A 14,065-nucleotide genomic window follows, 5' to 3' on the forward strand; every position below is an offset into this window, starting at 1 on the left:
GTCCGGGTGCTGGTGACAGCGACTTCGGAGGCCGCCGGTGATGTGCTGAACCGGCACGAATCAAGCGCCTCCGAGAGGAAAACCACGATGGTCGTCGACCGTCAGGCAGACATCGACCGGCAGTCCGGCGGCGGGCTCACGGGCTTCATCCGCCGCCGCCCGCTGCTGTCCTTCTTCGTACTCGCCAACACGATGAGCTGGATCGCCTGGATCCCGTACATCCTCTCGGGGACCGGACTCGGGGTCTGGGACTGGAGCTTCCCCGCGGTGCTCGGCACCACGCAGCTCCTCGGCATGCTCCCCGGGGCCTACCTCGGGCCGATCGTGTCGGCGTACCTGGTGACCAGGATCGCGGACGGGCGGCCCGGCGTGCGCCGCTGGACCGCGCGGCTGTGGAAGTGGCGGGTGAGCTGGCGCTGGTACGTCGGAGTGCTGCTCGGGGTCCCGGCAACGCTGATCGTCACGGCCGTGGCGATCACCGACGGGCAGATCCAGTTCCCGCCCACCCAGGTGCTGGTGCTCTACCTGCCGCTGATGCTGTTGCAGTTCGTCACGACCGGCGTCGCCGAGGAGCCCGGCTGGCGGGACTTCGCGCTGCCCCGCCTCCAGGCGAAGTACGGGCCGATCGGGGCCACGCTCATCCTCGGGCCGCTGTGGGGCATCTGGCACCTGCCGCTGTTCTTCAGCGAGTGGGGCGGCTGGCCGGACGTGGAGCCGATGACGGTGCTGAAGTTCGTCGCCTCCTGCGTGACCCTCAGCCTGGTGATGACCTGGGTGTTCAACCGGACCGGCGAGAGCCTGCCGCTGGCCGTCATCCTGCACATCGGCATCAACACGTTCTTCTCGCTGGCCTACGAGCCGATGTTCCCCACGATCGGCTCGCACGCGGGCTCCATGGACGTGCAGCTGCTGGCCACCACCACCGTCGCGCTCATCCTGCTCATCGCCACCCGGGGACGGCTCGGGTACCGGCGTGAGGTCAGCCCGGCACCAGTGGAGCCGGGGCGACCGACAGGATGACATCGACCAGGCGGTCGGCGGCGTCCGGCTTGCCGTGCGCGCGGGCCTGGGCGGCCACCGCGGCCCGGCGGGCCGGGTCGGTCAGCAGCGGCTCCACCGCCTGGCGCAGGGTCTCCGGGCTGACCTCGCCGAGCAGGGCCATCGCGGCCCCCGCCTCGTAGAGGTGGCGGGCGTTGTGGGCCTGCTCGTTGCCCGCCGAGGTGGCCAGCGGGATGAAGACGGCGGGCTTGCCGAGCGCGGTCAGCTCGGCGAGCGTGCCCGCCCCCGAGCGGGAGATCACGACATCGGCCAGGGCGAGGACGTCGGGCAGCTCCGGGCCGATGAAACCGGTCAGGTGGTAGCGGCCGACCAGCTCGGGGTGCATGGGCGGGATCTGCTGGCGCAGCTCGTCGTACATGTCCCGGCCGCACTGGTGGATCACGTTGGCCCGGACCAGCAGCCACGGCAGCAGGTCGCGCACCACGTGGTTGACCTGCCTGGCCCCGAGTGACCCGCCGGTGACATAGACGGTGGGCAGCCGCCGGTCGAAGCCGGGCAGCCGCAGGGCGTGGATCGCCCGGTCGGGGATGCCGGTGAGCAGCTCCGGGCGGATGGGGTTGCCGGTGACGACGGCGTTGCCCCGGGTGGCCTCGGGCAGCAGCGGGATCGTGGACTCGGAGGAGACCGCGATGCGGGTGGCCGAACCGGCGAGCTTGCGGTTGGCCAGCCCGAGCCGCACGGTCTGCTCGTGCAGCACCAGTGGCCGGCCGCACATGCGGGCGGCCAGGCCCGCGGGGACGGCGACGTAGCCGCCGGTGGCCAGGACGACGTCCGGCCGGAACCCGGCCACGATCCGCCGGGCCTGCGCCACCCCGAGCGGCACTCGGGCCATGTCCCGCAGGTTGGCCGGGGACAGCATCTTCAGGACGTTGGCGGAGCGGCGGATCTTGCCCGTGGCGACCGTCGCGTAGGGGATGTTGTCGGCCGGCGCGACCCGCGACTCGATGCCGTTGCTCGTGCCGATCCACACGACCTCCAGCGCTCTGCTCTGCGCGGCGAGCCTGGCCCGGAGCGTGCGCACGGCGGTGAGGGCCGGGTAGGTGTGGCCGCCCGACCCGCCCCCGGTGACGATCAGGCGGAAGGATGTCGTCATGGGACGAGCCTATCGGGACCGTGTCCCCTCGATCGGATAGTCCGGATCGCCTGAACCGTCGGCACCGCGCGGTTAATGGATAAAAAGTGGACTGCTGAGTGGTAGGTCGCGACCGGGGTCCCGGGCACGGTCCGTGGCCTCCGTCGTGGACTGCACGGATTACGCCCGAGGCCACGGAGTGCGTACGGTGTCCTTTCGTGACAGTTCAGGATTCGTTTGGCGTGATCCCATGACCCCCCGTCGCACCCCCGACACGTACACAGCGGTCAAGAACTGGGCAGTGAATGGCCTGGGATTTGATCAGCCGAAGGCTCGACACTCAGGTGTTGCGCGTACTGATGTCCACTATGTGTCCCCCGATGTCCCCTGTGTCCCCGTCCCCCTGCGAGGAAGGTCGATCGACCGTGACTGAACGCCTGCGCGTGGCCGTGCTGGCGGGAGGGCCGTCAGCCGAGCACGAGGTGTCGTTGCAGTCGGCGCAGGCCGTGCTCGACGCCCTGCCCAGAGAGCTGTACGACCCCTTCCCCATCGTGATCGACCGGCAGGGCCGGTGGCCGGTGGAGCTGCGTCCCGGCATGGCGGACGTGGTCTTCCCCGTGTTGCACGGGCCCTATGGCGAGGACGGCTCGGTACAGGGGCATCTGGAGACCGTGGGCCTGCCGTACGTCGGCTGCGGCGTGCTGGCCTCGGCCGTGGCCATGGACAAGGTCGCGATGCGCCGCGCGTTCTTCGCGGAGGGCATCCCGGTGACCCCCGGCGTGTGGTTCACCGAGCATGACTGGCGTACCACGACGGACGCGGCCGGGCTGGTCAAGCCGCTTGAGTACCCGCTGTTCGTCAAACCGGCCAACATGGGCTCCTCCATCGGGATCACCCGGGTCACCTCCCCCGGCGATCTGGCCGAGGCGGTCGAACTGGCCCTCACCTATGACCGGGTCGTCATCGTGGAGCAGGGCGTCGCCGCCCGCGAGCTGAACTGCGGCGTGCTCGGCGGCTACGACGAGGCCGAGCTGTCGGTGGTGAGCGAGCTGCGCCCGCTCACCGAGGGCTGGAACGACTACGAGGCCAAGTACCACGCCACCACCGACCCCGTGATCGTCCCGGCCGATCTGCCCGAGCGGGTCGCCGAGGACGTGCGCGAGCTGGCGCTGCGCGCCTTCCGCGCGGTCGGCGGCTACGGGCTGTCGCGGATCGACTTCCTCTACGAGGAGGACCGCGGCCGGATCAACGTGCTGGAGATCAACACGATGCCCGGGTTCACCCCGCGCTCGATCTACGGCAAGTTGTGGGCGGCCAGCGGGGTGCCCTACCCGGAGGTGCTGCACCGGCTGGTCGACCTGGCGCTCGCGAGGAGCCGTTCATGATCCCGATGCCGCTGAACGAGATCGCCTGGCTGCTGGACGCGGGCCTGCACGACGTGTCCGACTCCGAGGCGATGGTGACCGCGCCCTCCACGGTGGACTCCCGCGAGGTCGTGCCGGGCGGGCTGTTCGCCGCCACGGTCGGCGCCCGCGTGGACGGGCACGACTACGCCGCGGGCGCCATCCGGGACGGTGCCGTCGCGGTGCTGGCCTCCCGGCCGGTCGGCGTGCCCGCCCTGGTGGTCGGGAACGTCCAGGCGGCGCTCGGCGTACTGGCCAGGCACACCCTGGAGCGGATGGAGCCGACGGTGGTCGGCATCACCGGTTCGATGGGCAAGACCACCACCAAGGACCTGCTGGCCCAGATACTCGAACGGCACGCCCCCACCATCGCGACCGACCGGTCCTTCAACAACGAGCTGGGCCTGCCGCTCACCGTGCTGCGGGCCGACGCCACCACCCGGTACCTGGTGCTGGAGATGGGCGCGGGCGCGAAGGGCGACCTGCGGTACCTGACCAACATCGCGCCGCCGTCCGTGGGCGTGGTGCTCAACGTCGCCAACTTCCACATGACCACCATGGGCGGCACCCTGGAGCACGTCGCCGAGGCCAAGAGCGAGCTGGTCCAGGCGCTGCCGCAGGACGGCCACGCGGTGATCAACATCGACGACCCGTACGTCGCCCGGATGATCGGCCGGACCAAGGCCCACGTCCTGACGTTCGGCAGGTCGGAGACGGCGCAGGTGCGGGCCGAGGACGTACGGCTGGGCGCGGGGGCCCGGCCCACGTTCGAGCTGGTCACCCCCACCGGCCGGGCCCGGATCACGCTGGACGTCATCGGCGAGCACCAGGTGAGCAACGCGCTGGCCGCGGCCACCGCCGCGACCGCGCTGGGGCTGACGATCGAGGAGATCGCCGCCGGGCTGAACCAGGCGCAGCGACGCTCCGGCGGCCGGTTGGAGATCATCGAACGGCCGGACGGCGTCACCATCGTCAACGACGCCTACAACGCCGGCCCGGAGTCCATGCGGGCGGCGCTGCACGCGCTGAAGGCGCTCGCCGGGTCCCGCCGCACGGTCGCCGTGCTCGGCGCGATGGGCGGCATGCACCCGGAGGCCAGCCGGGAGCGGCACGTCCAGCTCGGCAGGCTGGTGGCCGACCTCGGCATCGACGTACTCATCGCGGTCGGACCCGGGGATCCGGTCGCGATGGCGGGCGAGACGGAGTTCGCGAACGCGGGCGTATCCGTCCACCTGGCCGAAGACGTCCCCGGATCGGTCAAATTGGCCAAAGAACTGCTCGAACCGGGCGACGTGGTGCTCGTCAAGGCCAGCAACGCCTTCGGGCTGAGCGTCACGGCGCGCGAACTGGCCGGTGCCTGACCGGCCCTACCATGATGGAGAAATCGTGTCGGGTGATCAGATCGAAGCGGCAGTCTTCGACGCGATGCTGGAGGGGTGGGCGCGGCAACAGGGCGGCACCGGGCTCTTCCAGACGTCGACGATCGGCTTCCGGGAACAGGTGGTGCGCCGGTTCGCCCGGTTCACCGCGGCCTATCCCTGGCAGTGGTCGCCCGAGCACGTGGACAGGTGGATCACGCACCTGACCACCGAGCGGCGCAGGGCGCAGTCGACCGTGCGCGGCTACCAGGCCGCGCTCCGGCTCTTCTGCGACTACGTCACCTCCCCGCAGCACGGCTGGGTGGCGGAGTGCGAGGCCCACTTCGGCGCGGCCCCCGCGCAGGTCTGCCAGGACTGGAACACCGACGCGCACCTCGTCGGCTACCAGGGCGACCCCGGCCGCCGCCCGATGACCCGCAAGGAGATCCAGCTCCTCCTCGACCACGCGGACGAACAGGTCGAGCAGTCCCTGCGCCAGGGGCACAAGGGGGCGCTGGCCAGCTACCGGGACGCCACGGTCTTCAAGGTCATCTACGCGTGGGGGCTGCGCTGCTCGGAGGCGTCCGCGATGGACGTCGCCGACTTCCAGCCCCATCCGGACACCCCTGAGCTGGGCCGGTTCGGTTCACTGCGGGCGCGCACCGGCCGCCGGACCAAGAACGCCCCGCAGTGGCGGACGGTCGTCAGCCTGATGCCGTGGGCGGTGGAGGCGGTCCAGGACTACCTGGCCAACGTCCGGCCCCGGTACCGCGGCGGCCACCTACCGGCCATGTGGCCGACCGAGCGCGGCGGCCGGCTGCGGACCAGGGAGATCGAGGACCGTTTCGCCGGTTACCGGGACGCCCTCGGCCTGGACCGCGCGCTGACGCTGTACTGCGTGCGCACCGCCTACATGGCCCACCTGCTTGAGGACGGCACGGACCCGGCGTTCGTGCGCGAGCAGGTCGGGCACCGCTCGCGGCGGCTGAGCGCCGTCGCGGTGCCCGCTTCCGGGCCGCTCTGCACGATGGGGGCGATGTGACGCCGAAGCTGGACTATCGCTGGCACCTGCGCGCGGTCATGGCAGGCCGGGGGATGTACGCCACCACCGACCTGCGCCCGTTGCTCGCCGAACGGGGCTTCCAACTGTCGCAGAGCCAGGTCTACCGGCTGGTCACCGAGCGGCCGGAGCGGCTGAACCTGCGGGTGCTGATGGCCCTCCTGGATATTCTGGACTGCGCCATCGAGGATCTGATCGAGCCGGTCGTGGACGCGGGGCAGTCCGACGAGACCTCGGGGCGGCGGCCGGTCGCGGCGGAAAGCAGGTTCCGCTCCCGCCCGACCCGGGCCCGGGTGCACCAGGAGTAGCGGCCCCGGCGGCAGGCCGGTGGAAAATGTGCGCTAAATGGGCGGTCGCGCATATTGGCTGGACCGCATTCTGCCTGCTGATTCGGGCCACCCACATTTCGCGCTTTATGCGTTCTACAGCTAGCTGTACCCTCCGCCGGTAGTGGGGGGTATCGTCGCAACCTGTCATCGTTTCGTAGTTTCGTCACGCAACGGCGGAACTCGACGGTGGTTCCGCTCAGTAGTCGCACCGACGAGCTCATGGGGGGCTCGCCAGGGAACCGACCCCGGCAGGCGCTCAAGGAGGATTACAGGTATGTCACCCGCGACCGACTACAAGACCGGATTGCTGGGATGGCGGTTGCAGGCCGCGCGCGAGCTGTCCTTCGTGGGCAGGCAGGAGGAACTGGCGCTCTTCAACGCGGCGTTGTACGACAACGGGTGCAGCGTGCTGTACCTCCACGGTCCCGGCGGCATCGGCAAATCGGCGCTGCTGCGCCGCTTCACCCAGGAGGCCGCGGCGGTGGGGCGGCCGGTGGTGAGGCTGGACGGGCGGATGCTGCCGACCTCGGTCGCGGCGTTCGAGGCCGAGGCGGGTGAGGTGCTGCGCGACGATCGGGCCGTGTTGCTGATCGACGCCTTCGAGGAGATCCAGAGCCTGGAGGGATGGCTGCGGGAGGCGTTCCTGCCCAGGGTGCCGATGGGCGCGCTGGTGGTGATCGCGGGCCGGTTACCGCCGGAGATGCAGTGGCAGGCCGACCCCGGATGGGCCGGGGCGCTGAAGGTGCTGCCGCTGCGCGACCTGCCCACCGAGGAGGCCCAGGCGCTGCTGGACTCCTGCGGCGTCCCCGGCGAACTGCGCGAGCCGGTACTGGCCTTCGCGGGCGGGCACCCGCTGGCGCTGCTGCTCTCGGCGACGGCGAAGAACCGCGGGCACGACGGACGTGGCGTGATGTGCCACGACGCCGTGGTCACGCTGCTGGACCAGATGGTGGGCGAGATGCCCTCGGCGGCGCACCAGAAGGCGCTGGAGATCTGCGCGCACGCGTACGTGACGACCGAGGACCTGCTCCGCGCGTTCATGCCCGAGCAGGCCGGGACGTTGTTCCGGTGGCTGCGGCGGCTGCCGTTCGTGGAGGCGAGCAGCCTCGGGCTGTTCCCGCACGCCGTGGTGCGGGAAGCGCTGGAGATGGACTTCCGCTGGCGGGACCCGCAGGGGCACGCCGAGATGCACGAGCGCATCCACGCGCACCTGGCCGAGAAGGTGCACGCCGTGCCGGACGCCGACCTGGTGGGCGCGGTGGGGGCGCTGCTCTACCTGCATCGTGACGAGGAGGCCAGCTCCACGTTCTACAGCGCGCGCACCGAAGCGCTGGTCGAAGAGGACGTTCTGCGTGCCGGAGACCTTGACAGGCTCTGTCAGGTGGCAGCGGAGACCGATGGTGAGGAATCGGCGGCGGCGGCCGTTCTCTGGGCGCGGCGGCAGCCGGAGGCGTTTCGGGCGTACCGGCTGATCGAGACCGGCGAGCCGGTGGCCTTCTTCGCCTGGCTGACCCTCTCGGAGCCGGCCGAGGAGGAGATCGCGGCCGATCCGGTCGTGGCGAGCGTGTGGGCGCACGCCCGCGCCACCGCGCCGCTGCGGGCCGGTGAGCACCTGGCCGTCGGCCGGATCTGGGGCATCCCGGAGTACCTGCGCAAGACCCCGGCGATGGACATGATGGCCTGGCGGGCGGTCGGCCACAGCCTGCGGTCCGAGCGGATGGCCTGGTCCTACATCGCCATGCGGTGCCCGAACCAGGGCGTCGTGGAGTGCCTGCGGAGGTACGGGCTGGACGAGCACACCGAGCGGCCGGTGGTGGACGGCGCCCATTTCACGCTGTTCACCCACGACTGGCGGGCGGTGCCCGCGCAGGTGTGGCTGGAGCGGTTGAACCGCGTGCCGGTGCCGGTCGGGCAGCTCCCGTCCACGAAGCTGGAGGTGTTGTCGCGCTCGGAGTTCGCCGAGGCGATCAGGCAGGCGCTGCGCCAGATGTCGCGGCTGGACGCGCTGGCGTCGTCCCCGCTGACCCGCACCCGGCTGATCAGCGAACGCGGCGGCGCCGACCCCGCGACCACCCTGCGCGACCTGCTCCGCCAGGTGATCGACGAGCTGGGCGAGGACCCGCGCTCGGTGAAGTTTCACCGGGCGCTGTCGGCGACCTTCCTGAACGGCGCGCCCACCCAGGAGGTGGCCGCCGAACGGCTCGGCCTGCCGTTCACCACCTACCGCAGGCACCTGGTGGCCGGCATCGAGCGCGTCTGCGCCGAACTGTGGCACCTGGAGCTGTACGGCACGGCCCAGGACCAGAAGATACGTGATTGACGTCGCCTCTCACCTCCCGCATTTCACGATAGCCGGTGTTTTTGCTCATTTCGGAGACCAAAAACCGTCCACTTACTGTCCACTCGGCGCCCCTGACCCGCCGTTCGTCGAATGGTCAGATGTTGGCCAGGGATTGACCTGTGAAGTGGACAGTCGGCGCCCCTAGCTTGCCGCGGTCTGGCTGTAATGAACCGACCACTTCGCGGTAGGAGAGATTCCGTTGACGACCAAGGGCACAGCCGTACTGACCGGCTTGCTGGCGCTCGGCACCGTACTGGGTGCCGGCGCGTGCGCCGCGAACAAGACCGAGACCGCGGGCGGCGGCTCGGGGTGTGACACCAGCAAGGGGAGGCTGGTGATCGGGGTCATCGCCCCGATGTCGGGCAAGATCTCGGCGATCGGCCTGGGCATCCGCAATTCGACGCAGCTCGCGGTCGAGCAGGCCAACCAGAAGTGCGCGGTCAAGGGCTACCAGCTCACGATGGACGCCCAGGACGACGAGGCCAACCCGGACAAGGGCGCCGCCGCCGCGCAGCGCTTCGCCGACGACCCCAACGTCGTGGGGATCGTGGGCTCCTACAACTCCGGGGTGGCCCGGGCGATCCAGCCGAAGATCGCCGGATCCAAGCTGGTGCAGATCTCGCCCGGCAACACCGACCCGGCGCTCAGCCGCGGGGCCGACTTCGCGACCGCGCCCAAGCGGCAGTACGACAACTACTTCCGCGTGGTGGGCACCGACGACCTCCAGGGCCCCTTCAACGCCCGCTACCTGGTGGAGAAGGAGGGCAAGAAGCGCCTCGCGATCATCACCGACGGCAAGGCGGTCGGCGAGAACATGGCGACGCAGTTCACCGCCGAGGCCAAGCGGCTCGGCGCGGAGGTCGTGATCAGGGAGAAGGTCAACGAGAACGACAGCGACTTCGCCGGCGTGCTCACCAAGGTCAAGGCCGAGAGGCCGGAGGCGATCTACGTCGGCTCGGAGTACAGCGTCGCCGGGCCGCTCAGCAAGCAGGCCAAGGACCTCGGCCTGAACGTGCCGATCTCCGGCAACGACGGCCTGTTCGACCCGCAGTTCATCGCGCTGGGCGGCAAGGAGGGCGACATCGCGACGTCGGTCGGGGCTCCGATCGAGAAGCTGGACAGCGGTAAGGCGTTCGTCGAGGCGTACAAGAAGAAGGGCTTCTCCGATGCTTACGGCGGGTTCGGGGCGTTCGCGTACGACTCGGCCAACGTGCTGATCACCTCGGTCGGCAAGGTGATCGCGAACGCCGAGTGGACCGGCGCGCCGGAGCAGCGCACCGCGCTGATCAAGGAGGTCCAGGGCTACCGGACCGACCAGGGCGCCAACGGCACGGTCGGCTTCGACCAGTACGGCGACAGCATCAACAAGCTGTTCACCGTCTACCAGGTCACCTCCGGTGCCTGGAAGGACATGATGAGCGGCGAGTTCGAGGCGAAGTGACCTGTGGCGACCCTTGCCCAGCAGATCCTCAACGGCCTGGTGCTGGGTGCGCTGATCGGACTCATCGCACTCGGGTACACCATGGTCTACGGCATCGTGCAGTTGATCAATTTCGCGCACGGTGAGGTGTTCATGGTGGGCGCGTTCGGGGCCCACCTCATCACGCGGTACGTGCTGCCCGAGGGCCTGCCCTGGTACGCGGCGCTGCCTGTGATGTTCCTGGCGGCGGTGGCGGTCTCGGTCGCCGTCGCGATGGCCATGGAACGGCTGGCGTACCGGCCGCTGCGCGGCGCGCACACGCTGGCCCCGCTGATCACCGCGCTGGGCGTGTCGATCCTGCTCCAGGAGGTCGTGCGGGTGTTCTACCCGGGCGCGACCGCGCCGCTGGCCTTCCCCAGGGCCTTCCCTGACGGCAGCCTGGCCATCGGCCCGGTGACCGTGCTGTGGACGGGGGTGCTGGCCCTGACGGTCGCCCCGCTGCTGGGCACGGCGGTCCATGTGTACGTCGAGCGTTCCCGGCTCGGCCGGGCCATGCGGGCCACCGCCCAGGACGCCGACGCCGCCCGCCTGATGGGCATCGACACCGACCGGGTGACGCTGGCCACCTTCGTGATCGGCGGGGTGCTGGCCGGGGTGGGGGCGGTGCTCTACGGCATCCACTACACCCAGATCGACACCGCGATCGGGTTCCAGAACGGCATCTTCGCCTTCACCGCCGCCGTGCTCGGCGGCATCGGCAGCATCCGGGGGGCGATGCTGGGGGCGCTGTGCATCGGCCTGGTGAAGTCCCTGGCCGGGCAGTACGCCTGGGGCGGCGCCGCCTACGACTACGTGTGGGTGTTCGCGCTGCTCATCCTGGTGCTGATGTTCCGCCCGCAGGGGTTCCTCGGCCGGCCGGAAAGGGTGCGCGCGTGACGGTCCTGGTCGACGCCTCCGAGGAAAAGCGCACGAGCCCGGCGCACTTTCGCCCTGACCCGCTCACCTGGGCGGGCGCGGCGCTGGTGGTGGTGGCCGCGCTGTTGCCGTGGGCGTCCCACGTACTGCCCGGCGGGGCCTACCCCGACCGGGCCACCTTGCAGTTCTTCGACGCTCCGCACCTGGTCACGGGCTTCCGGCTGCATCTGGTGCTGCTGGGCCTGGCCGGTCTGGCGGGCCGGGCCCGCAGGCCCGCGGGCATCGGGGCGATCGTCATCGCGGCGGTCCACCTGGCGTTCCTGATCGGGCTCGGGGCGCCGTCGGTGGGCGGGCCGGTCGCGCTGGTGGGCGGGGCGCTGCTGGTGTGGCGGCGGCCGGCCGTACCGGCCCTGTCGCTGCCCCTGCCCGGACGCCTCCCCGCCTGGGGGGCGCTGCTGGTCGCCTTCGCGGGCCTGCTCTGGCTGGTGTCACAGACCCTCACCGCGGGCGGGCAGAGCCGGGCCACCAACCCGTACGGCGGCGCGGAGTTCCTCGCGTTCTGCGGCTTCGCGTTCGCCCTGGTCGCGGTGCTTTCCGCGTACGGTGTCCTCCGCTGGCTCGCCGCCCTGACCCAGCGGCACCGGATCTTCGCGTTCACCGTCATGCTGGCCTGCGCGCTGCTGCTGCCGGTGACCGGCGCGGGCACCGGCTACTGGATGACCGTGGCCTCCACCATCGGCGTCTACGCGGCCACCGCCATCGGGCTCAACATCGTCGTCGGCCTGGCCGGGCTGCTCGACCTCGGCTACGTGGCCTTCCTCGGCATCGGCGCGTTCACCGCGGCGAACCTCGCGCACAGCGTCCCCTTCCCGGTCGCGGCACTCGCCGGGGCCGCCGTCGCGGGCGTCTTCGGCGTCGTGGTCGGCGCCCCCACGCTGCGCGTCCGCGGCGACTACCTGGCCATCGTGACGCTCGCGTTCGGCGAGATCTTCTTCCGGGCCGCGCAGAACGACATCGGCGGACTCACCGGCGGCGTCAACGCGATCCCCGGCATCCCGCCGATCACGCTGTTCGGGCAGGCGTTCAACCAGCCGGTCGGCGCGCTGCCCGGCGGGTTCCTGTACTACGGGCTGGCGGTGCTGATGGTGGCGGCGGCCATGGTCGTCCTGGTCAACCTCAAGAACAGCCGTACCGGGCGGGCCTGGGAGGCGATTCGGGAGGACGAGGACGTGGCCAGGGCCATGGGCGTACGCACCGGGCGGGCCAAGATCCTCGCCTTCCTGGTGGGCGCCACCATGGCGGGCCTGGCGGGCGCGGTCTTCGCGCACAAGCTGGGCACGGTCGGCTACGAGAGCTTCGACTTCAGCGAGTCCGTCACGCTGCTGGCCGCCGTCATCCTGGGCGGGATGGGCACCGTGCCCGGCGCGGTGGTGGGCGCGTCGCTGCTGTTCGTGCTGCCGGAGAAGCTGCGCGAGTTCAGCGACTACCGGCTGATGCTGTTCGGGCTCGCGCTCATCCTGATCATGCGGTTCCGGCCACGGGGGTTGGTGTCGTCGTCATGACCTTGATCGCGGAAAGCGTCTCCATGCGGTTCGGCGGGCTGGTGGCGCTGGAGGACGTCTCGCTCGCCGTACCCGGCACCGGCATCGTCGGCCTGATCGGCCCGAACGGCGCGGGCAAGACCACCCTGTTCAACTGCCTGACCGGCCTGTCCGCCCCCACCTCCGGGCGGATCGTGCTCGGCGGACGGCCCCTGCCCGCCGACCCCGCCGAGGCCATGCGCGGCGGTGTGGCGCGGACCTTCCAGAACATCCGCCTTTTCGGTGAGATGTCAGTACTGGACAACGTCCTGGTGGGCCGGCACAGCCGGATCAAACAGTCGTTGCTCGGCGCTCTGGTACGCAGCCCCGGCTTCCGCCGCAGCGAGGCCGAGGCCGCCGAACGCGCCCGCGCCGAACTCACCTTCGTCGGACTCGACCCCGACGGCCGCCGCCCCGCCAGCAGCCTCTCCTACGGCGATCAGCGCCGGGTGGAGATCGCCAGGGCCCTGGCCGGGGACCCGGCGGTGCTCATGCTGGACGAACCCACCGCGGGCATGAACGGCACCGAGACCGCCGCCATCGGCACCCTGATCCGCGGCATCCGCGACCGGGGGATCGCCGTGGTGGTGATCGAGCACGACACCAAGTTCATCTTCTCCCTCTGTGACCACGTGTACGTGCTGGTGCGCGGGCGGATGCTGGTGGACGGCCCGCCCGCCGTCGTACGGGAGGACCCACGGGTCATCGAGGCGTACCTGGGGACGGCCGCATGCTAGAGGTACACGGACTGTCGGTCGCGTACGGCGCCATCGAGGCGGTCAAGGACGTCAGCTTCACCGTCGCCGAAGGGCAGATCGTCTGCCTGGTCGGCGCGAACGGCGCGGGCAAGACCACCACCCTGCGCACGATCTCCGGCCTGCTCCGGCCTTCTCGCGGGGAGATCATCTTCCAGGGGCGGCCGATCCACCGGCTGCCCGCGCACGAAGTACTGGCCGCGGGCATCGCGCACTGTCCCGAGGGCCGCAGGCTGTTCTCCGGCCTCACCGTCGAGGAGAACCTGCTGCTCGGCGCCCACCTGCGCAGAGACCGCCAGATCGAGTCCGACCTGGCCCGCGTCTACGACCTCTTCCCGGTACTCGGCGAACGCCGCACCCAGCGGGCCGGGCTGTTCTCCGGCGGCGAGCAGCAGATGGTGGCCATCGGCCGGGCGATGATGGCCCGCCCGAAGCTGGTCATGTTCGACGAGCCCACCATGGGCCTGTCCCCGATCATGATCCAGCGCATCATGGACACCCTCGCCCTGCTCCGCGACCAGGGCACCACCATCCTCATGGTCGAACAGAACGCCCTCGCGGCCCTCACCCTCGCCGACCACGGCCACGTCGTGGACCTCGGCCGCACCACCCTCCAAGGCCCCGGCGAGCACCTGCTCGCCGACCCTCGCATCCGCGAGGCGTACCTCGGCTGACGCCGAGGCACGAGGGCTTCGCGCTCAGCGGGCCCGCCCCAGGCCCGCTGAGCGCGCAAGCCCCACCTTCCGCGCTCCCGCGCGTAATCGCCTTCGCTT

The 14,065-nt window shown here is 70.8% G+C and carries 12 protein-coding genes; 11 read left to right on the forward strand and 1 reads right to left on the reverse strand.

Going from position 1 to position 14,065, the window contains the following annotated elements; all coding sequences use genetic code 11:
- Positions 1–87 precede the first annotated feature (87 nt).
- Complete coding sequence (locus DP939_RS22760) at positions 88–1,020, forward strand: CPBP family intramembrane glutamic endopeptidase (RefSeq protein WP_113982795.1); 933 nt, start codon at positions 88–90, stop codon at positions 1,018–1,020.
- On the opposite strand, the gene DP939_RS22765 is transcribed toward DP939_RS22760, so the two are convergent.
- Positions 980–2,152 (reverse strand): UDP-N-acetylglucosamine--N-acetylmuramyl-(pentapeptide) pyrophosphoryl-undecaprenol N-acetylglucosamine transferase, encoded by a 1,173-nt coding sequence (locus tag DP939_RS22765; RefSeq protein WP_113982796.1) that lies wholly within the window; start codon positions 2,150–2,152, stop codon positions 980–982. The two genes, DP939_RS22760 and DP939_RS22765, sit on opposite strands and share 41 nt — an antisense overlap.
- Before the next feature lie 404 nt (positions 2,153–2,556).
- On the opposite strand from DP939_RS22765, the gene DP939_RS22770 reads away from it, so the two are divergent.
- From DP939_RS22770 to DP939_RS22815, 10 genes are all read left to right on the forward strand, one after another.
- Positions 2,557–3,516 carry a D-alanine--D-alanine ligase family protein gene (locus DP939_RS22770; protein ID WP_199565355.1) on the forward strand — a complete coding sequence of 320 codons (960 nt, stop codon included), beginning with the start codon at positions 2,557–2,559 and terminating at the stop codon, positions 3,514–3,516.
- Complete coding sequence (locus DP939_RS22775; RefSeq protein ID WP_113982798.1) at positions 3,513–4,895, forward strand: UDP-N-acetylmuramoyl-tripeptide--D-alanyl-D-alanine ligase; 1,383 nt, start codon at positions 3,513–3,515, stop codon at positions 4,893–4,895. The genes DP939_RS22770 and DP939_RS22775 overlap by 4 nt, the downstream gene beginning before the upstream one ends.
- A gap of 25 nt (positions 4,896–4,920) precedes the next feature.
- Positions 4,921–5,934, forward strand: a complete 1,014-nt coding sequence (locus DP939_RS22780; protein WP_199565356.1) for a tyrosine-type recombinase/integrase — start codon at positions 4,921–4,923, stop codon at positions 5,932–5,934.
- A complete protein-coding gene (locus tag DP939_RS22785) occupies positions 5,931–6,260 on the forward strand; it encodes a helix-turn-helix domain-containing protein (RefSeq protein WP_225878432.1) in 330 nt (109 codons plus the stop codon). The genes DP939_RS22780 and DP939_RS22785 overlap by 4 nt, the downstream gene beginning before the upstream one ends.
- A gap of 295 nt (positions 6,261–6,555) precedes the next feature.
- Entirely contained in the window at positions 6,556–8,601 is a 2,046-nt protein-coding gene (locus DP939_RS22790; protein ID WP_113982799.1) for an ATP-binding protein, read from the forward strand.
- Positions 8,602–8,821: 220 nt separating this feature from the next.
- Entirely contained in the window at positions 8,822–10,063 is a 1,242-nt protein-coding gene (locus DP939_RS22795) for a branched-chain amino acid ABC transporter substrate-binding protein (RefSeq protein WP_113982800.1), read from the forward strand.
- A gap of 3 nt (positions 10,064–10,066) precedes the next feature.
- Positions 10,067–10,978, forward strand: coding sequence for a branched-chain amino acid ABC transporter permease (locus tag DP939_RS22800; protein WP_113982801.1), 912 nt, complete (start codon positions 10,067–10,069; stop codon positions 10,976–10,978).
- Positions 10,975–12,519, forward strand: a complete 1,545-nt coding sequence (locus DP939_RS22805; RefSeq protein ID WP_113982802.1) for a branched-chain amino acid ABC transporter permease — start codon at positions 10,975–10,977, stop codon at positions 12,517–12,519. Before DP939_RS22800 ends, DP939_RS22805 begins: the two co-directional genes overlap by 4 nt.
- The gene (locus DP939_RS22810) at positions 12,516–13,274 is read left to right on the forward strand and encodes an ABC transporter ATP-binding protein (RefSeq protein ID WP_113982803.1); all 759 of its coding nucleotides are present in this window, start codon (positions 12,516–12,518) and stop codon (positions 13,272–13,274) included. Before DP939_RS22805 ends, DP939_RS22810 begins: the two co-directional genes overlap by 4 nt.
- The gene (locus DP939_RS22815; RefSeq protein WP_113982804.1) at positions 13,268–13,966 is read left to right on the forward strand and encodes an ABC transporter ATP-binding protein; all 699 of its coding nucleotides are present in this window, start codon (positions 13,268–13,270) and stop codon (positions 13,964–13,966) included. The genes DP939_RS22810 and DP939_RS22815 overlap by 7 nt, the downstream gene beginning before the upstream one ends.
- The last annotated feature ends 99 nt before the right edge of the window (positions 13,967–14,065 follow it).

It is taken from the genome of Spongiactinospora rosea (assembly GCF_003315795.1).
Classification (GTDB): domain Bacteria; phylum Actinomycetota; class Actinomycetes; order Streptosporangiales; family Streptosporangiaceae; genus Spongiactinospora; species Spongiactinospora rosea.

Coding starts and splice junctions, on each gene's coding strand:
- DP939_RS22790 (WP_113982799.1), top strand. CDS start 6,556: ATGTCACCCGCGACCGACTACAAGACCGGATTGCTGGGATGGCGGTTG.
- DP939_RS22815 (WP_113982804.1), top strand. CDS start 13,268: ATGCTAGAGGTACACGGACTGTCGGTCGCGTACGGCGCCATCGAGGCG.
- DP939_RS22810 (WP_113982803.1), top strand. CDS start 12,516: ATGACCTTGATCGCGGAAAGCGTCTCCATGCGGTTCGGCGGGCTGGTG.
- DP939_RS22760 (WP_113982795.1), top strand. CDS start 88: ATGGTCGTCGACCGTCAGGCAGACATCGACCGGCAGTCCGGCGGCGGG.
- DP939_RS22765 (WP_113982796.1), bottom strand. CDS start 2,152: ATGACGACATCCTTCCGCCTGATCGTCACCGGGGGCGGGTCGGGCGGC.
- DP939_RS22775 (WP_113982798.1), top strand. CDS start 3,513: ATGATCCCGATGCCGCTGAACGAGATCGCCTGGCTGCTGGACGCGGGC.